This is a genomic window from Nannocystis sp. RBIL2, from assembly GCF_026626745.1.
GTDB lineage: Bacteria > Myxococcota_A > Polyangia > Nannocystales > Nannocystaceae > Nannocystis.
Window position 1 is genome coordinate 4916823 of record NZ_JAPNJW010000002.1, and the last position, 20330, is coordinate 4937152.

Genomic DNA, 20330 nt, shown 5'->3' on the forward strand with positions numbered 1-20330 from the left:
CTGCCGCCCGGGACGTCCGACCGAGGAGCGGCGACCCGCCGCATCCTCGTGGGGCCGGGCCTCAAGGTGGTCACCGCATCGAGCGGGTCGAGGCCGCCAGCGACCTCGAACCGCGCACGGGCTCACTCGTACCGCTCGCCGCGCTCGGCCTTCGCCACCAGCGACGCCGGCGGCTCGAAGTGCGGCCCGTAGGCCGCCGCGAGCTCGCGGGCCCGCGTCACGAAGCCGCGCAGGCCGCCCTCGTATTGATTGATGTACTGCAGCACCCCGCCGGTCCACGCCGGGAAGCCGATGCCGTAGATCGAGCCGATGTTCGCGTCGGCGGCCGACGTCAGCACCCCGTCGTCGACGCAGCGCACGGTGTCGATCGCCTCGGCGAACAGCATCCGCTCCTGCATGTCGACGAACGGGATCTCCTTGCTGCCCGACTTGAACGCCGCGCGCAGGCCCGGCCAGATGCCGGTGCGCTTGCCCGCTTCGTCGTACTCGTAGAAGCCGCCGCCGGTCGAGCGGCCCTTGCGGCCGAGCTCCTCGATCATGCGGTCGACCACCGCCTCTGCGCCGTGGGGCACCCACGTCTTGCCCTGGGCCTCCTCGGCCTTGCGCGTCTCCTGGCGGATCTTCTGCGTCAGCGTGATCGTCAGCTCGTCGAGCAGCTGCAGCGCGCCCGCCGGGTAGCCGGCCTGCAGCGCAGCCTGCTCGATCGTCGCCGGCTCGATGCCCTCGCCGACGGCCGCCACCGCCTCGTTGATGAACTTGCCGATCACCCGCGACGTGAAGAACCCGCGCGCGTCGTTGACCACGATCGGGGTCTTGCGGATCTGCAGCACGAAGTCGAACACCTTGGCCAGCACCGCGTCCGACGTGTTCTTGCCGCGGACGATCTCGACCAGCTGCATCTTGTCGACCGGCGAGAAGAAGTGGATGCCGATGAAGTCGGCCGGGCGCTGCACTCCCTCAGCCAGCAGCGCGATCGGCAGCGTCGACGTGTTCGAGCCCAGCACCGCCGTGGGCTCCACGAAGCCCTCGATCTCTCTAAAAACCTTGTGCTTGAGCTCGACGCTCTCGAACACCGCCTCGATCACGAAGTCGACCCCGGCGAAGTCTTTCGGGTCCTCGGTCGGGTGGATCCGTGCCAGCAGCGCCTCGGCCTTCTCCTGGGTCGTCTTGCCGCGCTCGAGCGCCTTCTGCTCGATCTTGACCGCGTAGTTCTTGCCCTTCTGCGCGCCCGCCAGCGACACGTCCTTGAGCACCACCTCGATCCCGACCTTCGCGGCCACGTAGGCGATCGCCGCGCCCATCATGCCGGCACCGATCACGCCGACCTTCTTGGCCTGGAACTTGGGGAACCCCGTCGGACGGCTCGCACCGGCGTTGATCTTCTGCAGGTCGAAGAAGAACGCGCCGATCATGTTCTTCGCCACCTGCCCCGTCGTGAGGCTGACGAGGTAGCGGGTCTCGATCAGCGACGCGGTGTCGAAGTCGACCAGCGAGCCCTCGACCGCCGCGGCCAGGGCTGCCCGCGGCGCGGGCAACGGCGCGCCCTTGAGCTGCTTGCGCAGGTTCGCGGCCATCGCCGGCAAGACGCTCGAGATCGCCGGGCTCGCCGCGCTGCCGCCGGGGATCTCGAAGCCCTTCTTGTCCCACGGCTTGGCCGCGTTGGGGTTCGCGGCGATCCACGCCTTGGCCCGCGGGATCAGCAGGTCGACCGACGCGACCAGCTCGTCGACCAGCCCGATCTCCTTCGCCTCGCGCGGATTGAACTTGGTGCCCGGCAGGATCACCTGCGTCAGCGCCTTCTGCAGGCCGATCATCCGCACGATGCGGGTGATGCCGCCGCCGCCGGGCAGAAGGCCGAGAGTGACCTCGGGCTGGCCGATCTGGCAGCCCGGCACGTCGGCGACGAGGCGGTGGTGCGCGGCCAGGGCGACCTCGAGGCCGCCGCCGAGCGCGGTGCCGTTGATCGCCGCGACCACCGGGCGACCGAACTTCTCGAGCCGGCGAAGGTGGTCCTTCACGCGCTCGATGTGGGCGGTCTGCTCGGCCGCGCGCGACGTGTCGTACTGGCGCAGGCGATTGAGGTCACCGCCGGCGAAGAAGCTCTTCTTGGCGCTGGTGACGATCACCCCGGTGATCGACTCGCGCTCCGCCTCGAGTCGTTCGACGCTGGCCGCCATCGACTCGGTGTAGGCGTCGTTCATCGTGTTGACGCTCGAGCTCGGGTCGTCGATCGTGAGGATCACGACCCCGTCGTCGTCGCGCTTCCAGTGGATCGCAGAGGCCTTGGTGTTCGACTCGCTGGTCATCTCGGTGCCCTCGGAGTACGCGCTCACACGCGCTCGATGATGGTGGCGATGCCCATGCCGGCGCCGACGCACAGCGTCGCCAGGCCGTAGCGCAGGTCGCGGCGCTCGAGCTCGTCGAGCAGCGTGCCCAGGACCATGCAGCCGGTCGCGCCGAGCGGGTGGCCCATGGCGATCGCGCCGCCGTTGACGTTGACCTTCTCGGGCGGGATCTCGAGGTCGCGCTGCCACTTGAGCACCACCGACGCGAACGCCTCGTTGAGCTCGAACAGGTCGATGTCGCCGATCTTCAGGCCCGCGCGGGCCAGCGCCTTCTTGGTCGCCGGCGTCGGCCCCGTCAGCATGATCGTCGGCTCGCTGCCGGTCACCGCCATCGACACGATCCGAGCGCGCGGCCTCAGCCCGAGCTGCTTGCCGGCCTCCTCGCTGCCGAGCAGCATCAGCGCCGCGCCGTCGACGATGCCCGACGAGTTGGCCGCCGTGTGCACGTGGTGGATCTTCTCGACCCGGTGGTACTTCTGCAGCGCCACCGCGTCGAAGCCGCCGATGTCGCCGAGCTTGGCGAACGAGGCCGGCAGCGCCCCCAGCGACTGCACCGTCGAATCGGGCCGCCGGTGCTCGTCGTGGTCGAGCACCAGCACGCCGTTCATGTCCTTGACCGGCACGACCGAGCGCTTGAAGTAACCGTTCTTCCACGCCTGCTCGGCTTTGCGCTGCGAGCCGACGGCGAACGCGTCGACGTCCTCGCGGCTGAAGCCCTCGAGCGTGGCGATGAGGTCGGCGCCGACGCCCTGCGGCACGAAGTAGGCGTCGTACGCGGTGGTCGGGTCTTGATGGTAGGCCCCACCGTCGGCGCCGATCGGCACGCGCGACATCGACTCGACGCCGCCGGCGAGCACGAGGTCGTCCGACCCCGACGCGACCTTGGCCGCCGCGGTGTTGACGGCCTCGAGGCCCGAGGCACAAAAGCGGTTGAGCTGCACGCCGGCCACCGTCTCCGGCAGCCCGGCCACCAGCGCCGCGGTGCGGGCGATGCACCCGCCCTGCTCGCCGACCGGCGACACCACCCCGAGGACGATGTCGTCGATGCGGTCGAGCCGAAGCCCGGGGTTGCGCGGCACCAGCTCGTCGATGAGCCCGACGACCAGGTCGACCGGCTTGATGCCATGCAGCGCCCCACCCTTCAGCTTGCCGCGGGGGGTCCGCATCGCGTCGTAGATGAACGCGCTCCTTACCATGGTCGACAAGCTAGCCCGGCGATGAAAATTTTACAACGAATTAAAAAACAACGGCCGCAGACTTGACTCACGGGCGGCCCCGGGGCAACCCTAAAGTTCGGGCGCCGTTTCTCCGCGGGCCCCGGCAGGTGACGCATGGCCATCCGCTTCGACCTCGAGCCGGAGCTCGCCGCGCTGGTCCAGCGCACCCGCGAGTTCGTCCGCGACGTCGTCATCCCCGTCGAGCTCGCGTGCAAGGGCTCGCTGCACGACGCGCCCGACGCCGAGGACATCCGCCGGCGCCTGCAAGCCGAGGCGCGCGCAGCGGGGCTGCTCGCGCCGCACGTGGGTGAGCGCTGGGGCGGCCGCGGCCTCGACGTGCGCGGCCAGGCCGCCGTGTTCGAGGAGGCCGGCTACTCCTTGCTCGGACCGCTCGCGCTCAACATCTCGGCGCCCGACGAGGGCAACATGCACCTGCTCGAGCGCGTGGCCACGCCGGCGCAGCAGGCGAAGTACCTGGCGCCGCTCGCGGCCGGCCAGGTCCGCAGCTGCTTCGCCATGACCGAGCCGCCGCCCGGCGCCGGCTCCGACCCGCGCGCGCTCGCCACCCACGCGACGCGCGTCGCGGGCGGCTGGCGCATCGACGGCACCAAGTGGTTCATCACCGGCGCGCGCGGGGCCGCGTTCGCCATCGTCATGGCCCGCACCTCCGGCGCGCCGGGCGACCGCGGCGGCGCGACCATGTTCCTCGTCGACGGCGACAACCCGGGCATGCAGATCGTCCGCGACCTCGACACCCTCGACCACGCCCTGTTCGCCGGCCACAGCGAGGTCATTTTTAAAGATTGCGACGTCGCCGACGACGCGATCCTCGGCGAGGTCGACCGCGGCTTCGAATACGCGCAGGTCCGCCTGGCCCCGGCGCGCCTCACCCACTGCATGCGCTGGCTGGGCCTCGCCCGCCGCGCCCACGACCTCGCGCTCGCCCACGTGACCACGCGCGAGGCGTTCGGCAGCCGCCTCGCCGAGCTCGGCATGGTGCAGCAGCAGATCGCCGACAACGAGATCGATCTCGCCGCCAGCCGCGCATTGATTCTTCAGACTGCGTGGGTGCTCGACACCGACGGCGACGCCGGCACCGCCTCGTCGATCGCCAAGACCTTCGTGTCGGAGGCGGTCGGGCGGATCGTCGATAGGGCGATGCAGATGACCGGCGCAGTCGGCACCTCGGGCGATCTGCTGCTGTCGCGCTACTGGCGAGAGGTGCGGCCGTTCCGGATCTACGACGGCCCGAGCGAGACGCACCGCTGGTCGATCGCCAAGCGAGCCGTGTCCGCGTTCAAGAAGAATCGGGGCCGTGCATGAACCCGCCCGGGCTCGACCTCGCGGCGCTGCACCGCTTCTTCGGCGAGCGCGTGCCCGATTACGGCGGCCGGCTCGACGCGCAATTGCTCGCGGGCGGCAAGTCGAACCTCACCTATCGCCTGCGCGACGGCGTCCACGACTGGGTGCTGCGCCGACCGCCGCTCGGCACTCTGACGCCCAGCGCGCACGACATGGCCCGCGAGTACCGAGTCGTGGCCGCGCTCGGGCCGACGCGCGTGCCGGTCGCCCCGGCCGTGCTGCTGTGCGAGGACACGACCGTGCTCGGCGTGCCGTTCGCGGTCACTGCGTTCGTGCCCGGTCGCGTGATTCAGAGCGCCGAGGACGCGGCGCGCCTCGGCCCCGACGAGCAGCGCCAGTGTGGCTTCGAGCTGATCGATCGCCTGTGCCAATTGCATGCGGTCGATCCGGGCAGCGTCGGCCTCGACAACTTCGGCCGCGCCCAGGGTTACCTCGAGCGGCAGATCCGCCGCTGGATGGATCAGTGGGAGCGCGTCCACACCCGCGACGTCCCCGAGCCGGTCGAGCTGGCCGGTCGCCTGCGCCTGGGCCTGCCCACGCGCTCCGATCGCAGCATCGTCCACGGCGACTATCGCCTCGACAACGTGATCCTCGCGCCCGACCGCATCGAGGTGGCGGCGATCGTCGACTGGGAGATGTGCACCCTCGGCGATCCGCTGGCCGACCTCGGCCTCGCGCTGGTCTACTGGGACCCGCTCACCGAGCCGGTCCTGGGCGTACGGCACATTCGCAGCTCCGAGAATTTTTTCCCGGGGGCCGAAGAGCTGGTCGCGCGCTATTCACGACAGTCCGGCCGGGCCCTCGCCGACCTCGATTTCTACGTCGCCCTCGGCTTCTTCAAATTGGCAGTGATCGCCGAGGGTATCTATCAACGCTACTGCGCCGGCCTGACCGTCGGTGACGGCTTCGCGACGACCGGCGACGCAGTGCTGCCGCTGCTCCGCGCCGGCATCGAACGCCTGTCGACCTGAGCCTTCATTCAGGCATTGACATCCGCCCCGCCCTCGCAGTTGTCTCCCCGCGTGAGCGCCCCCCAGCCGCGCAAGAAAGCCCCCGCCAAGAAGGCGGCCGCGAAGTCCCCTCTCCCGCCGTTCGACGACCTCGACGAGGCCGCCCTGACCGCGCTGGCGGGCACCCTCGACAAGACGTTCGACGAGTTCGCAGTCGAGAAGAAGCTCGCCAAAGCGGTCGGCGACGCGCGGCAATATTCGCTGCTGGTCCACCTGATCGCCCACGGCGCAGTCGCGCCGCAGGCCGGCACAGTCAGCGTGGCGCTGCGACAGATGCGTCACGACCCCGACGTCGCCGTGCCGAACCTCGTCGCGTGGGTCGGCAAGCTGTCCAAGACGTCGAAGTCGTTCTGGAACAGCAAGTCGGTGTCCTCGAGCCTGCTGCCCGACTGGGACATCACGATGCAGGAGCTGGCGGCCCAGGCGTTGCTCCGCGATCCGTCCGGCTTCGTCGCCGCCGCGGCCAAGTGGAAGCAGGCCAACCTGCGCCTCGGCGCCCACTTCCTGCTCGGCGTCTCGGGCCACGCAGTGCCGGCGGAGATCGCCGCCGACGTGCTGCAGACGATCGCCGCCGCCGAGGCCGGCACGCCGCCGTTTCGCCCGCAGTTCTTCTTCGTCAAAAACGGCGCGCTGACGTCCTGGAATCTCAACAGCCGCGACGACGCGCGCGCAGTGGCCCTGCACTTCGGCGACGCCGCCGCGTGGGACGCCGCGCTGGCGACCGCGATGCTCGGCGGCAAGTGGAGCCGCGTGCGCGACGTGCCCGCGGCCGTGCTCGCCGGTCTGCCGCTCGACGCGTTCATGGCGATCCTGCTGGCCGAGAACCGCAACCCCGGCGACGACCCCGAGGCCCTGTTCGCAGTCCTCGACGCCCGCCGCGACGACCTCGCCGCGGTCGCCGACGCGGCGCGTGGCCTGGCCTCGGAGACAGGTGCACAGCGGCTGCTGCGCGAGGTGCTGCTCGTGTGGACCTTGCAGCGCGGCCTCGATCGCGGCGTCGCCCCGACCGAGGCGCAGGTCCGCGAGCTGCGGGACATCGGCCAGCCGCAGGTCTACGCGGCGAGCGAACCCGACGTGCAGAGGCCGCTGCGCGCGGCCTACGACGCGATCTTCTCCGCGTTGCCGCGGGAAGTCGCGCTGGCCATCGCCGCCGATCGCCAGGGCAGCGGCAAGCACGGCCTCGTCGCCATCCTCCGCTCGCACCTCGACCCGACGCTGCTGCAGCGGGCCATCGCCAGCGAGGGCGCGACGTCCCTGATCACCCTCGGCCCCCGCGTCCTGCCGGCCCTCGTCGAGGCGCTGCTGCAGACGCCGCCGATGTGGCAGGTCCAGCGGGCCCGCGGCCGCGTCATCGTGATCGGCACCGACCCCGCGAGCGGCCGCGAGATCTTCGCAGTCGACAGCGGCCAGCAAGTGGCCATCAGCGACGGCCTCCGCAGCGTCGACACGCCGTGGGGTACCGTCGCCGACGCGATCGCGCTCGCGCAGGCGGAGGCGTGGCTGGCGGCCGCCCACGCCCAGCACGCGGCGAAGATGCAGCAGCGCGCCGCCAGCGTCGCCGCCCTCGACGGTCAGTCCTTCGACACCGCGACCGGAGAGCTCGGCCACGCGATCCACGGCATCCTCGCCGCCGGCAGCGGCCCGCTCGACGCCGACGAGCGCGCCGCGGTCGATCGCCTCGGCCCGGTGGTGCTGCAGCTCGGGCTCGCCTGGGGTCATCCCGAGCGCACTGACAAGTTCCTCCGGCGCCTCGGCGACGACGAGCGCCAGCGCGTCCTGCAGCGCGCGATCGAGGTCGCCGCGAAGCCGCAGCGGGCCTTCGCCTTCGCCGCTCTCATGCCGCGAGCGGGGCGCGTCGCGTTCACGCGGGCGATGTTCCAGCGGAGCGCGACGGTAGTCCACGACGAGGGCTTCGCGGCCGGCCTCCGCGCCGTCGGCCCCGAGCAGGTCGCCGAGGCCACCGCGGGCATCGAGCTCGACACTGCGACGCTGCAACGCCTGCAGCGCGCGTTCACTCCGCAGCAGTTCGAGCAATTTAAAAATGCTCGCCGCCTCGCGCCGCGCACCTGGCTCGAGGACTTCGCCGCGGTCGTCCGCGAGCACGGCGGGCCCAGCGAATCATTGTACGTGCTCGAGACCGACGACCGGGCCGGCGTACCGTCCCCGCGGACTGCGTCGAGCTGGTCGGTCGTCGGCGGCCGCGGCCTCGGCATCGAGGCCCCGCTCGCGGCCGACGGCGATCCGATGGACCACGTCCTCACCCTCGACCTGCGCGAGCTGCCCTCGCTGGCGTCGCGCTACCCCGGCGCGCGCGCGATCTCGTGGTTCACGCCGTCGACTGCGCCCGATCAGTACGAGGGCGCCCGAATCGTCGCAGTCGGCGACGACGCGACGCCGCCGGTCGACGGCCGGCCGCTGCACGTGTTCACGGTCGCCGTGCCGTCGGCGGTGTTCACCGGCGGGGAGGCGCCACCGGTGCAGGCGGCGCGGCGGCTGTTGTGGCAGCGGGCCGGCTGGTGCCTCGGTGGACCTCTCGGCGTCCAGGCCGAGGTCGACCTCGACGATTTCCTCATGCAGCTGCTCGACCGGATCGGCCTCAGCTTCGGCGACGGCGCGATCTACGTCGCCGGCAGCGGCCGGGCCCTGTTTCAGGCAGGATGACGGCAACAGCACGGCTCAGCGGAAGAACGCGAACTGCCCGGACATGCGACTCCGCTGTCCGGGGGTGAATCGGTCCCTGCAACTATCATTGGTGTAATCCATGTAGTTGTGGATCGGGTCGACGCCGGAGGCCTTGCAGCTGTCACGGGTCGCGGGGCAGCCGGAGGCGGGGGTCGACTCGGCCGGCGTGTCGCTGACGAAGTCGCCGAACGTCGAGCAGCCGTTCTGAAAGGTGTGATAGAGGCCCAGCCAGTGGCCGACCTCGTGGACCGCAGTGACGCCGCTGTTGAAGCCCGCAGCGGCGCCGCCGGGCAAGGTGGCGTGGTCGACGACGATGCCGTCGTCGTCCGGATCGAGGCCGTACCACCACGGAAAAGTGGCCCACCCCAGCAGGTTCAGGGCGTTGACGACATAGATGTTGAGAGTCGCGGCGCCGCCGACCCGGAGGGTGCTCTTCGCCTCCGACTCCGCGGCGCTGTCCTGGGCCATGTTGAACCAGGCGGTCTTGCGGGTGCGAGTCACGCCGGCGCGCGCAAAGCTGAAACCTGTGCTCGCGAAGGCCGAATTGAGCACCGCGATCTGCTGATCGATCCGCGCCTCCGATACGTCGCCCACCCCGCTGTCGTCGCTGATCACATGGACATACACCGGGATCGCCGCCCGGACCTCGGCAGGAGGCGGCGCGACTGCCATGCGCTCGCGGAACTCCGCCTCCAGCGCGACGACCTCGGCGGCAGTCGGGTGATTGCCGCAGCTGCCGTCATGCGCCGGCTCGCTGGCCAGGACCTCGAGCTCGCAGGCCTCTGCCTCACAGAAGCCCCGCGGATCGTCGGTGACGTCCGGCACTTCTTCCGATTCGACCTCCTCGACCACCTCGCACGCCAGCGCGACCGCGCAGACGCCAAGCCACCACAGTCCGTTTATCTTCATACCCGTCTCCCGCCCGTTTCGAGGGCTCCGTCCAGGTATGGCGAGATCGTGCGAGGCAGCCAGCCGAGGGTCACGGGCAACGTCGGTCGCGGCACATCCCGGCGCGCGGTACGGCCTCGTGCCGCAGTGCACGCGTCGATGGACTCACGAACCACCGCAGCGCCGGGACCTTGTCTGTGATCTCAATGATCGCAGGCCGTCTGCATCCCACGATGTAGTCGCAAGCGTACACGACAGCCGCCACTCACAGCACCGGGGCCCGCGGCCCCAATGCAGCCACCACGTTCCGCAGCGCAGCAGGCGCCGCATTCATACCAGCGGGCGCGCACCCGTGCGCTTCGCCGACGCGCGGGCCTCGGAGTCGGGCCCGCGCACGACCTCCACGAGCTATCCGCCGATCTCGCGCTTCAGCGTCTTGCGGGTCTTTTCATTGTAGGGCGGCTTCAGCCCCGCGAGTCCTGCGATGTCGAGCTTCGGCTGCTTGTAGATCGCCTTCGTGTGGCTGAACGTTTTAAAACCGTCGAAGCCGTGGTAGCTGCCCATGCCGGACGGGCCGATGCCGCCGAACGGCAGGTCTTCCGGCACCCCGTGGAAGACCACGTCGTTGAGCGTCACCCCGCCGGACACCGTGCGCTCGACCACGCGGCGCTCCTCGGCCGAGTCGTCGCCGAAGTAGTACAGGGCCAGCGGGCGCTCGCCGGCGTTGACGTACGCGATCGCCTCTTCCGTGCGGTCGTACGGCACGAGCGGCAGGATGGGCCCGAAGATCTCCTCGCGGGTGATCCGCATCTCCGGCGTCGTGTTGCGGACCAGGTGCAGCGGCATCTTGTTGCTGCTCGCGCCCGCGAAGTCCTCGTTGCCCGGGTTGATCGCGATCACCTCCGCGCCCTTGGCCTTCGCGTCCTCGAGCAGGCCTTGCAGGCGCTCGCGGTGGCGGCCGTCGACGATCGACGTGTAGTCGTCGTTGGCGAGCATCGTCGGGTACAGGCGAGCGACAGCGGCCTGCAGCGCGGCGACGATCGCCGCCTCCTTGGCCCGCGGCACCAGCATGTAATCGGGCGCGAGGCACACCTGGCCGGCGTTGAGCAGCTTGCCGGCGACCACGCGCTCGGTCGCGCGGGCGACGTCGGCGCTCTCGCCGACGATCACCGGCGACTTGCCGCCGAGCTCGAGCGTCGTCGGCACCAGGTTGTCGGCGGCGGCGTGGAGGATGTGGCGGGCGATGCCGGTGCCGCCGGTGAAGATCAGGTGGTCGAACGGCAGGCCGGCGAACGCCTTGCCGATGTCCGCGCCGCCGAGGATGAACGCGAGCTCGTGCTCGGGGAAGAACCGCGCCGCCAGCTCGCGCATCAGCTCCGCGGTGCGCGGCGTGTGCTCGGACGGCTTGACCATCGCCCGGTTGCCGGCGGCGAAGATCTGCGCGAGCGGATCGAAGGTCAGGTAGACGGGGAAGTTCCACGGCGAGATCACGCCGACGACGCCCTTCGGCTGGTGTTCGACGTGGGCGCGCGCGCCCAGCAGGGCCAGCGGGAAGTCGAGCTTGCGCTTCTCGGGCCGCATCCAGCGGTCGACGTGGGCCAGCGCGTGCTTCAGCGCCTTCACCGACGACATGATGTCGGTGATCGTCGACTGCGTGGCCGAGCGGTGGCCGAAGTCGGCCGACAGCGCCTGCGTCAATCGGTCCTGGTTGTTCATCACGAGCTCGAGCGCCCGCCGCAGCCGGTCCTTGCGGATCGCCGCGCCCACCGGGAGCTCGGCGGTGAACGCCTCGCGCTGGCGTCGCAGGACGTCGCGCATGTGCGCCAGGGTCGATTCATCGCTCGCTGCCTGCTGGTTCTCCATGGTGCTCTCCTCGCTGCTGCTTCATGGTCGCGCGCCGCCGCGACGACTTCAACACCTGTTCGCCGCCGGCTCGCACCGCACTCAGCTGACCGCCCGCTCGCGACCGTGCCAGAACGGCGCCCGCAGCTCGCGCTTGAGCAGCTTGCCGGTCGGCGTGCGCGGCAGCGCGGCGACCACCGACACGCCGACGGGGACCTTGAACTTGGCCAGGTGCTGGCGAGCGAACGCCTGCAGCTCCTGCGGGTCGACCGTCGCGCCGGGCCGCGCGACCACCACCGCGAACGGCGACTCGCCCCACACGTCGGAGGGGATGCCGATCACCGCGACGTCGGCGACGCTGGGGTGCTTCATCAGGACGTTCTCGACCTCGGCGGGGTAGATGTTCTCGCCGCCGGAGATGATCATGTCCTTCACGCGGTCGTGGATGTACAGATAGCCGTCGTCGTCGAAGTAGCCGATGTCGCCGGTCTTGAGCCAGCCGTCGACCGTGACCGACGAAGCCGTGCCCTCGGCGTTGCGCCAATAGCCCAGCATGTTCTGGCGCGAGCGCGTCCAGATCTCCCCGGGCACGCCGATCGGCGATTCGGTCCCCGTGTCGGGCCCGACGATCTTCAGCTCGACCCCCTCATGCGGCTTGCCGGCCGCGCGCAAGCGGTGGCGATGCGGCCCCTGCGGATCGTGGTCCTCCGGCGGCAGCGTGACGATCGCCCCCGTGGTCTCGGTGAGCCCGTAGGCCTGCGCGAACTTGCAGCCCATCAAGCGCACCGCGCCGGCCAGCACCGGCTCGCTGATCGGCGACGCGCCGTAGACGACGAGCTCGAGGCTCGAGAAGTCGCCGGTGGCCGCAGCAGGCACCTGCTGCATGAAGTGCAGCAGCACCGGCACGAGGAAGGCATGGGTCACCCCGTGCTGGCCGATCAGCTTGATCAGTCCGGTCGGGTCGACGTCGCGGACCACCACCGACTTGCAGCCGTGGAACATGCCGACCATCGCCCAGCCGCCGCCGCCGACGTGGAACAGCGGCAGGGCGACCAGGTTGACCGAATCGCCGCTCACGCCCCACATCTTGGCCGACGTCGGCAAGAGGCCGAACACGTTGTCGTGGCTGAGCAGCACGCCCTTCGGGTTGCCCGTGGTGCCCGAGGAGTAGAACTGGAACGCGACGTCGCTGCCGGTGGTCGCCACGCCCGGATCGACGTCGGCGCCGGCGTCGCGCCAGGCCGCGTACGACTGTTGTGATGCGTCGCCGCCGATCACCACCAGGGTCTGCACCGTCTCCAGCGCCCCAGCCAGCTCTGCCACCAAGGGCATGAATTCGGCGCCGACCACGAACACCCGCGCCTCGGCGTCGTTGACGATGAACCCCACCTCGCGCGCGGTCAGGCGGAAGTTGACCGCGACCAGCACCGCGCCGAGCTTGGCGGCGGCGAACAGCAGCTCGAAGTACTCGTTGCAGTTCTTGTCGAGGAACGCAACGCGGTCGCCGAAGCCGATCCCGGCCTTTTGCAGCGCGTCGGCGACCTGGTTCGAGCGCGATTGCAGCTCGGCCCAGGTGAGGCTCTGGTCGCCGCACACCAGCGCGACCCCGTCGGGGCGATCGGCGGCGTGGGTACGGATCACGGACGAGATCGTGGTCATGTCGAGGCCTCCTCTACGGTGATGGCAGCCGGCGCAGGTAAAAGAACAGCGGCGCCGCGTCGCCCTTGCGGTCCATGACGCCGAGCACCGCGTCGTCGTCGATCTTGCGGAAGTGGTCGAAGATCGGGTGCTTGTCGTAGATCATCGTCGCGGTGGCGACCCCGCGGTAGTGCACCAGCCGCAGCGAGGCCTTGCCGAGGATCGGGTTCGCGACCCGGCGGCCGTGCTCGTCGCGGCTGACGATCGGGTCGACGTCATTGTCGTCGTGGAACGACTTGCCGACCCACCCGATCGCAGTCAGCTGCAGCTCGCCCGGGTGACCGGTGCGGAACACCCCGCCCTCCCACTCGCCGCGCATGAACGCGGTGTCGATCGGCGGCAGGGCGTCGTACAGCGCGTGCAGGGCGTCGGCGTTCGTCTCGCCGCCGCCGGCGATCAGGTCGTACAGAGCGCGCGTGGCAATCGTGGCAGTGTCGCTCGTCATGGCATCATCCTCAGGACCGGCTTGATGACCCGCCCGGCCAGCATGTCGGCCGCGGCCTCGTTGATCTGTTCGAAGGGATAGGTGGTGACGATCTGCTCGAGCGGCAGCTCGCCGCGCCGGTACCAGTCGACGAGCCGCGGGATGAAGGTGCGCGGGTCGGCGTCGCCCTCGATGGTGCCGCGCAGGCTGCGGCCGCTCGCCATCAAGCGGTTGAGGTCGAGCGTCAGGCTGGCCCCGCGCGCGCTGAGGCCGGCGAGCGCGATCCGCCCGCGCGGGTGCAGGGCGTTGTAGGCGGCCTCGATGACCTCCGGCCGGCCGGTGTTGTCGAACGCGAGCGTCAGGCCGCCGAGGCGCTTCAGCGCGGCGCCGAGGTCGGCCTGCGCGTTGTCGACGACCTCGGTGGCCCCGAGCGCGCGCGCCGTCTCGAGTCGCTCGGCGCGGACGTCGACCGCGACGATCCGCGCGCAGCCGGCGATCTTCGCCGCCATGATCGCGGCGAGGCCGACGGTGCCGCAGCCGAAGACGCCGATCGCGTCGTCCGGCTCGGGCCGCAGCACGTTGACGACCGCGCCCGCGCCGGTCTGCACGCCGCACGCGAGCGAGGTCATGAGCGGGCCCGGCAGGTCCTCGCCGAGCGGCACGAGGTTGTGCGCCGACGCGATCGCGTGGCTGGCGAACGCCGACTGGCCGAAGAAGTGCCCCGTCAGCGCGCGGCCGGCCTGCGAGATCGGCGAAGAGCCGTCGAGCCGGCGCGCGAACAGGTTGTAATCGCGGGCGTGGCGGCAGTACGCCGGCAGCTCGGCCGCACAGCTCGGACAGCGACCGCACGCGCCGAAGCTCATCACCACCCGCGCGCCGACGACGAGGCCGGTGACGCCCTCGCCGAGCGCGACGATCCGGCCGACGCCCTCGTGCCCGAGCACTGCCGGCAGGGGGGTGCCGTAGTCGTGATCCTTGGCAGTGAGGTCGGTGTGGCAGATCCCGCAAGCCTCGACCTCGACGAGGACTTCGTCGGCGCGCGGGCCCTCGAGCTCGACCTCTTCGATGCGAAACGGCTCGCGCGCGCGGGCGACTGCGGCGCGGATCTTCATGCGGTCTCCCCGATGCGCCCGATCAACCGATCGGCCAGCCTGGCCCGCTGATACGCCCCGTCGCCGAAGAGCACCTCGTTGTGCTTCTGCCGCTTGAACCAGATGTGAATGAAGCACTCCCAGGTGAAGCCGATCCCGCCGTGCAGCTGCACCGATCGGCCCGAGCCCTCGGCGGCCGCGTCGCTGGCCGCGGCCTTGGCCATGCGCGCGCACACCTCCGCGGCCGCGGGCTCGTGGTCGAAGGCGCAGGCCGCGTCGTAGACCAGCGAGCGGGCCGCGTCGATCTGCACCATCAGGTCGACGAGCGGGTGCTTGACCGCCTGGAAGAACCCGATCGGCCGCTCGAACTGCACCCGCGTGCGCGCGTACTCGGCCGTGGTCTGCAGCTGCCACTCGGCGGCGCCGACCATGTCGGCCGCGACGATCGTCAGCAGCGCCGGCTCGGCGGCGACGAGGGCCCGCGCGCCGTCGCCGGGCTCCGCGAGGACCTGCGCATCTCTGACGTCGCGCAGCTCGACGTGGGCCTGGTCGCGCGTGAGGTCGAGGATCGCGTCGGGCACCATCGTCACGCCGGGCGCGTCGACCTCGACGAGGTAGAGCCCGACCCCGCGCGACGACTTCGCCTTGACGAGCAGCGCCCCGACCTTGCCCGCGTCCTGCACGAACCACGCGGTCCCGTGCAGCGCGCCGGTCTCGTCGACGACGACGGCGGTGTCCTCGGGCTCCCACGAGCCGCGCCGGTCGGTCCCGGCGAGGCTGACCGAAAGGCCGGACGCGATCCGCCGCAGCAACTGCTGCGCGGCGTCGGAGTCACAGGCGGCCGCGACGTAGGTGGCGCACAGGGTGGCGACCAGCGGCGACGGCACCGCCGCCCGCCCGAGCTCCTCGGCGAGGCCGGCGATCGCCACGAGGCCCATGCCGAAGCCGCCGGCGTGCTCGGGCACCGCGACCGCGGTCCAGCCGAGGTCGACCATCTTGCGCCACAGCGAAGGGTCCCACACGCCCTCGGTCGCGCGCGCCGGCTCGGAGCTGGCGGCGACGAGCCGGTGCAGGGCCTCGGGCGCGCAGTGGTCTTGCAACAATCGGCGCGCGGTGTCCTTTAAAATCTGCGCGGTCTCGTCGAAGCCGAAGTCGTGCGGTCGAGTCATGGGGTGGCTCCGTTCACTTCGACTTGGCGAGGCCCAGGACGCGCTCGCCGAGGATGTTGCGCTGGACCTCGTTGGACCCGGCGGCGATCGTGAAGCCGTACGAGTTCATGTAGGCGTGCGGCCAGCGCCCGCCGGCCGGCGCGTTGGGGTCGGTCTGGTGCAGCGTCGCCGCCATGCCCTCGATCTCGCAGGCCAGCCGCGCGGTGTCTTGCAACAATTCCGAAAGCGTCAGCTTGTGCTGCAGCGGCAGGCGCAGCGGGTGATCGACAAGGGCCGGCACCGCCGCGCGCCGCTCGTTCTGCGCGAACGCTCGCTGGCGGATCAGCAGCTGCACGATCGCGTCGCGCAGCCGCGGATCGTCGCTCGCCGGTCGGCCGTGGCGATACGAGCGCTTCGCTAAATCAACGAGACCCGCGGCGCCCAGCGTCGACTCGCCGTCGTCGCCGACGCCGCCGCCCGACGACGGCGTGACCAGCGGGCCGGCGCCGCGCTCGTGCAGCAGCGTCGTCATCGCCACCGCCCAGCCGCGCCCCGGCTCGTCGAGGCGCAGGTCGTCGGCGATCGGGTAATCCTCGAAAAACACCTCGTTGAAGCCGAGCTCGCCGGTCATCTTGACCAGCGGGCGGATCGCAACGCCGTGGCCGACGCCGTCGCGGATCGGCGCCACGAAGTAGGTCATGCCCTCGTACTTGCGGGCGCGGTCGGTGCGGCACAGCAGGATCATCCACGTGGCGAAGTGCGCCAGAGTGGTCCACACCTTGTGGCCGTTGACGATCCACCGCTCCCCGTCGCGCTCCGCGTACGCCTGCACGTTGGCCAGGTCGGAGCCCGCGCCCGGCTCGCTGAAGCCCTGACACCAGACCTCCTCGGCCGAGAACAATGGCGGGAGTAGCCGCCGCTTCTGCGCCTCGGTGCCGTGATGAAAGATCGTCGGCGCCGCCATGCCGAGCCCGACGATGTTGGGGAAGAACGGCGCGCCCGCGGCCTTGAGCTCGTGGTTGGCGATCCACTGACAATCGCGCAGGCCGCCGCCGCCGTACTCGCGCGGGTAGTCACAGCCGATCAGCCCCGCCGCGTGCGCGGCCCGTTGCCAGTCGCACAGGTACTCGAGCTGTTCGATCGTGGCGATCTCGAGCGGCCCGAGCGGCAGGCGGAAGCTCGGGCGCGGCGGCAGGTTGCCGGCCAGCCACGCCTTGCAGTGGGCGCGGAAGGCCGCTTGTTCGGAGCTATCGCTGGGCGCGGATGTCGTCATCGGGTCAGCCTGCGTTCGTCGAGTCCCAATCGCCGGCCGATGATCTCGGCCATGATCTCGCTGGTGCCGCCGAAGATGCGGGTCACCCGCGCGTCGCGGTACATGCGACTGATGCGGTATTCTTCCATGTAGCCGGCGCCGCCGTGCAATTGCAGGCAGTCGTCGATCACCCGGCCCTCGAGCTCGGTGGCCAGCATCTTGGCCCCGCTGGCGACCTCGGCCGACAGCGCGCCGGCGTTGGCCAGCATCACGCAGTGGTCGATGTGGCTCTGCATCGCGTCGAGCTCGGCGCGCATGCGGGCCATGCGGAAGCGCGGGTCCTGGAACGTGCCGATCGGCCGGCCGAAGGCGGTGCGCTGCTTGACGAACTCGAGCGTGACGTCGAACGCGACCTGGGCGTGGGCGATCGCCCCGATCGCGATCTGCAGCCGCTCGACCGCCAGCGCGTGCGTCAGGTAGCGGAAGCCGTGGGTCGGGTCGCCGAGCACGTTGTGCTTCGGCACGACGACGCCGTCGAAGAACATCTCGGCGGTGTCCTGCGCGTCGAGGCCCAGCTTGTCGAGCTTGCGACCGCGCCTGAAGCCCGCCATCCCCTCTTCTACCACGAACAGGCCGATCGCGCGGTCCGCCCCGCGGCCGGTCCTGGCGGCGACGACCACGAGGTCGGCGAGCAGCCCGTTCGAGATGTAAGTCTTCGAGCCGCTGAGGACCCAGTGGTCGTCATGCTCCTCGGCGCGCGCCTGCATGCCCGCGAGGTCGGAGCCGGCGGCCGGCTCCGACATCGCCACCGCGAGGATCTTCTCGCCGCGCACCGCCGCCGGCAGCCAGCGCTGCTTCTGCTCGTCGGTGCCGTGCTGGCCGATGTACGGCGCCACCACGCGCGAGTGCAGCGTGAGGCACAGGCCCGGATCGCCGTGGCGGAAGTTCTCCTCCTGCACGATCTGCTCGTAGCGCATATCGTCGACCCCGAGGCCGCCGTATGCCTCGGGTGCCCACATCAACAGGTACCCGTGGTCGCCGGCCTTGCGGAAGATCTCGCGGTCGACCACCCCCTGGTGCCGCCAGCGGTCGACGTGAGGGGTCACCTCCGCGCGGAAGAACTTGCGGACCGCTGCGCGGAAGATCTCGTGATCGGATTCGAAGATCGTTCTTGGGGTCATCGCACCGCACTCACAGCGTCTTCATGTACTCGAGCAGCGCCCAGCGCTCGTCGTCGGTCAGCGACTGCGTGAAGTCGTGGCCGTGGTTGCCCATGCCGTAGAGGTGGCTGTTGAAGATCATGCGCGAGCGGATCTGCTTCTGCGTGATCGGCGGGGGCGACTGATAGGCTAGCGAGTTGTGCTGCGCGACCGAGTTGGCGATGTTGGCGAACAGGATGTCGATCGTCGCCATCTCCTCCGAGCACGGCAGGAACGTGCTGCTCCCCGGAGTGTCCGCGCACTGCACCTCGGTGTACTTCCAGCCGAGCTTGGCGAAGTCGTAGGCGGCGAAGCTGGGGTCGTAACCGGCGTTGGTGCCGAGGACGTTGGCCGCGGTGTATTGGCGCTTCCACACCGCCGGGCGCGCGTCGGGGTCGAGCACGCCCCACAGGTCGGGCACGCTGCCGTTGTGGAAGAACGGCGCGTTGCCCCACGCGCCGTACAGCGGCGGCGCCATGTAGCCGAACGGCTCGATCCACTCGTTGGGGCCGACCGGCGAGAAGACCGGGCCGGTGCCGTTGTCGTAGGCGGCCCGCGGGACCCGGCGCAGGGCGCTGGTGATCGGGTCGTCGAAGTAGCCGGGGTGGTCGGGGCTCATGTCGTTGTAGGCCAGGAACGAGGTGTTCCAGGCCCGCCGCTTGCGCTCGTCGGCCATCAGCTCGAAGCGCGCCGGGTCGGTGTCGATGATCTCGATCGGCGTGATCACGCCGGCCACGCCCTTGAGCCGCGGGTCGGGCAGATAGGCCGGGTCGTCGGCGTACAGCGGCGAATACACGCCGTGGCAGCTGGCGCACGAGCCGTTGCCCTCGGGCACGGGGATGTCCGGATTGGCGCCGTCTTCCCACAGGTCGCGCTCGTGGAACAGCTCGGCGCCCCACTCGGCCAGCGCCTCGTCGACCGCGTGCGGGTAGGTCGGCGGCGACATCGAGATGAAGAAGTTGTCGATGTCCTCGAACTCGGCGGTCAGCGCCCGCCGCTCGGACGCGCTGCGCAGCAGGTTGGCGATGCCGAAGGCCATCTCCGAGCGCACGTTGTCGGAGGTCAGGGCGCCGTCCCAGAACTGGCGGGTCTTGAACGCGCGGTACCACCAATTGGGCGCGCGCGACATGCCGCCGGCGTGGGTCGGGAAGTACTCCAGCAGGCTCGGCACCATCGCCATCGAGTCCATGTCGAACAGCGCCGGCAGCAGGTCGACGATGCCGATCGCGTCGGAGGCGCCGCGGCCGACGCTCCACGGGATCGGCGCCAGCAGCAGCAGGTTGAGCAGCTTGTTGGCCTGGAAGAAGTCGGCCTGCAGCAGGCCCGCGTCGTTGGCGTCGTTCGAGCGGCCCCACACGAACGGCAGCTCGGCCGGCGTGCCGAGCCGCGAGTCGTGGCAGCCCGAGCACGACGACGAGATGAGGCCGGTCCACTTGCCGTTGGCGTCCTTGGCCTGCACGAGGCCGAGCGGCAACTGTCCGCTGCCGCCGTTGGTGAGGTTGGGGTTCTCCCACGGGTACGGGTACGGGTTGTTGAACGGCGCCTTGGCCATGCCGTAGCGCTTGATCACCTGCTCGTCGAAGTCCGCGGGGCGGAACAGGTAGCCCCATTGCTTGTAGATCTCGTAGTAGTTCTTGGCCGTCGAGAACGACTGGAAGTAGGCGCGCTCGATCAGGTTCTTGCGCCCGCGCTCGACGCTGGCCCGGAACTCGCCGCAGGTCTGCGGATTGGGCGCCAGCGTGGTCACGAACGGCTCCGGCGGGTCGTGCAGGTCGACCCACCAGGCGTTGAACTGCACCGCCGCCCCCGGCTCGTTGATGCCCGGCACCACCAGAGTGCGCGGGTCGACCGGCAGCGGCGTATTGTCGGGCTTGCCCGCGCAGCCGGCCGCCAGCGGCGAACGGATCGCGGCAGCATCGAGCACCGGACTCGCCATTGCGAGGTCCGCCGTACACAGCATTGTCGTGACCGCCAGCGCGCTCGCGCCGACCATTCGTGATGTCCCCGTCCTCATCGTGCCCTCCCTACTGCTGTCGTCGGATCACCCCTGGCTCGAAAGTCGCTCCCCCTCGGGCCCGGGCGGTTTGACGAACTGTGGTTCCGTGGTTCCAGCAAGGCAGGACGCAAGAGCGAGCTCTTTCCATGCACCCATGGTTTTGAAATCACTGAGGA

The 20330-nt window shown here is 70.4% G+C and carries 14 protein-coding genes; 3 read left to right on the top strand and 11 right to left on the bottom strand.

Annotation, left to right across the window (positions count from 1 at the left end; genetic code table 11):
• Nucleotides 1-122: 122 nt before the first annotated feature.
• The gene (locus OV090_RS44395; protein WP_267712131.1) at nucleotides 123-2306 is read right to left on the bottom strand and encodes a 3-hydroxyacyl-CoA dehydrogenase NAD-binding domain-containing protein; all 2184 of its coding nucleotides are present in this window, start codon (nucleotides 2304-2306) and stop codon (nucleotides 123-125) included.
• 23 nt (nucleotides 2307-2329) lie between these two features.
• The gene (locus tag OV090_RS44400) at nucleotides 2330-3541 is read right to left on the bottom strand and encodes an acetyl-CoA C-acetyltransferase (protein ID WP_267711010.1); all 1212 of its coding nucleotides are present in this window, start codon (nucleotides 3539-3541) and stop codon (nucleotides 2330-2332) included.
• Nucleotides 3542-3676: 135 nt separating this feature from the next.
• Between OV090_RS44400 and OV090_RS44405 the strand changes: the two genes are divergently transcribed.
• From OV090_RS44405 to OV090_RS44415, 3 genes are read left to right on the top strand one after another with little or no spacing between them, the layout of a single operon-like run.
• Nucleotides 3677-4885: an acyl-CoA dehydrogenase family protein gene (locus OV090_RS44405; RefSeq protein ID WP_267711011.1), complete on the top strand. Its 1209-nt coding sequence runs from the start codon at nucleotides 3677-3679 to the stop codon at nucleotides 4883-4885.
• Entirely contained in the window at nucleotides 4882-5895 is a 1014-nt protein-coding gene (locus OV090_RS44410) for a phosphotransferase family protein (protein ID WP_267711012.1), read from the top strand. The genes OV090_RS44405 and OV090_RS44410 overlap by 4 nt, the downstream gene beginning before the upstream one ends.
• Nucleotides 5896-5946: 51 nt before the next feature.
• Complete coding sequence (locus tag OV090_RS44415) at nucleotides 5947-8595, top strand: hypothetical protein (protein ID WP_267711013.1); 2649 nt, start codon at nucleotides 5947-5949, stop codon at nucleotides 8593-8595.
• 15 nt (nucleotides 8596-8610) lie between these two features.
• Here OV090_RS44415 and OV090_RS44420 read toward each other — a convergent pair whose 3' ends face one another.
• The 9 genes from OV090_RS44420 to OV090_RS44460 all read right to left on the bottom strand — a co-directional run bounded on the left by OV090_RS44420 (nucleotide 8611) and on the right by OV090_RS44460 (nucleotide 20172).
• Entirely contained in the window at nucleotides 8611-9525 is a 915-nt protein-coding gene (locus tag OV090_RS44420) for a zinc metalloprotease (protein WP_267711014.1), read from the bottom strand.
• 387 nt (nucleotides 9526-9912) lie between these two features.
• A complete protein-coding gene (locus OV090_RS44425; RefSeq protein ID WP_267711016.1) occupies nucleotides 9913-11367 on the bottom strand; it encodes a coniferyl aldehyde dehydrogenase in 1455 nt (484 codons plus the stop codon).
• An 81-nt stretch (nucleotides 11368-11448) separates the two neighbouring features.
• A complete protein-coding gene (locus tag OV090_RS44430; RefSeq protein ID WP_267711017.1) occupies nucleotides 11449-13005 on the bottom strand; it encodes a long-chain-fatty-acid--CoA ligase in 1557 nt (518 codons plus the stop codon).
• A gap of 13 nt (nucleotides 13006-13018) precedes the next feature.
• Nucleotides 13019-13489, bottom strand: coding sequence for a DUF4334 domain-containing protein (locus tag OV090_RS44435; RefSeq protein ID WP_267711018.1), 471 nt, complete (start codon nucleotides 13487-13489; stop codon nucleotides 13019-13021).
• Nucleotides 13486-14580 carry an NAD(P)-dependent alcohol dehydrogenase gene (locus OV090_RS44440; RefSeq protein WP_267711019.1) on the bottom strand — a complete coding sequence of 365 codons (1095 nt, stop codon included), beginning with the start codon at nucleotides 14578-14580 and terminating at the stop codon, nucleotides 13486-13488. Before OV090_RS44440 ends, OV090_RS44435 begins: the two co-directional genes overlap by 4 nt.
• On the bottom strand, nucleotides 14577-15728 hold the full coding sequence (locus OV090_RS44445; protein ID WP_267711021.1) for an acyl-CoA dehydrogenase family protein: 1152 nt from the start codon (nucleotides 15726-15728) through the stop codon (nucleotides 14577-14579). Before OV090_RS44445 ends, OV090_RS44440 begins: the two co-directional genes overlap by 4 nt.
• Nucleotides 15729-15741: 13 nt before the next feature.
• A complete protein-coding gene (locus tag OV090_RS44450) occupies nucleotides 15742-16980 on the bottom strand; it encodes an acyl-CoA dehydrogenase family protein (protein WP_267711022.1) in 1239 nt (412 codons plus the stop codon).
• Nucleotides 16977-18140 carry an acyl-CoA dehydrogenase family protein gene (locus OV090_RS44455; RefSeq protein WP_267711023.1) on the bottom strand — a complete coding sequence of 388 codons (1164 nt, stop codon included), beginning with the start codon at nucleotides 18138-18140 and terminating at the stop codon, nucleotides 16977-16979. The genes OV090_RS44450 and OV090_RS44455 overlap by 4 nt, the downstream gene beginning before the upstream one ends.
• A gap of 10 nt (nucleotides 18141-18150) precedes the next feature.
• Nucleotides 18151-20172: a hypothetical protein gene (locus OV090_RS44460; RefSeq protein WP_267711024.1), complete on the bottom strand. Its 2022-nt coding sequence runs from the start codon at nucleotides 20170-20172 to the stop codon at nucleotides 18151-18153.
• Between the last annotated feature and the right edge of the window lie 158 nt (nucleotides 20173-20330).

Excerpts from the sequence above, each read along its gene's own strand:
- OV090_RS44410 (WP_267711012.1), top strand. The coding sequence starts at position 4,882 with ATGAACCCGCCCGGGCTCGACCTCGCGGCGCTGCACCGCTTCTTCGGC.
- OV090_RS44425 (WP_267711016.1), bottom strand. The coding sequence starts at position 11,367 with ATGGAGAACCAGCAGGCAGCGAGCGATGAATCGACCCTGGCGCACATG.
- OV090_RS44435 (WP_267711018.1), bottom strand. The coding sequence starts at position 13,489 with ATGACGAGCGACACTGCCACGATTGCCACGCGCGCTCTGTACGACCTG.
- OV090_RS44460 (WP_267711024.1), bottom strand. The coding sequence starts at position 20,172 with ATGAGGACGGGGACATCACGAATGGTCGGCGCGAGCGCGCTGGCGGTC.
- OV090_RS44395 (WP_267712131.1), bottom strand. The coding sequence starts at position 2,306 with ATGACCAGCGAGTCGAACACCAAGGCCTCTGCGATCCACTGGAAGCGC.
- OV090_RS44420 (WP_267711014.1), bottom strand. The coding sequence starts at position 9,525 with ATGAAGATAAACGGACTGTGGTGGCTTGGCGTCTGCGCGGTCGCGCTG.
- OV090_RS44405 (WP_267711011.1), top strand. The coding sequence starts at position 3,677 with ATGGCCATCCGCTTCGACCTCGAGCCGGAGCTCGCCGCGCTGGTCCAG.
- OV090_RS44455 (WP_267711023.1), bottom strand. The coding sequence starts at position 18,140 with ATGACCCCAAGAACGATCTTCGAATCCGATCACGAGATCTTCCGCGCA.
- OV090_RS44450 (WP_267711022.1), bottom strand. The coding sequence starts at position 16,980 with ATGACGACATCCGCGCCCAGCGATAGCTCCGAACAAGCGGCCTTCCGC.
- OV090_RS44400 (WP_267711010.1), bottom strand. The coding sequence starts at position 3,541 with ATGGTAAGGAGCGCGTTCATCTACGACGCGATGCGGACCCCCCGCGGC.
- OV090_RS44440 (WP_267711019.1), bottom strand. The coding sequence starts at position 14,580 with ATGAAGATCCGCGCCGCAGTCGCCCGCGCGCGCGAGCCGTTTCGCATC.
- OV090_RS44430 (WP_267711017.1), bottom strand. The coding sequence starts at position 13,005 with ATGACCACGATCTCGTCCGTGATCCGTACCCACGCCGCCGATCGCCCC.
- OV090_RS44445 (WP_267711021.1), bottom strand. The coding sequence starts at position 15,728 with ATGACTCGACCGCACGACTTCGGCTTCGACGAGACCGCGCAGATTTTA.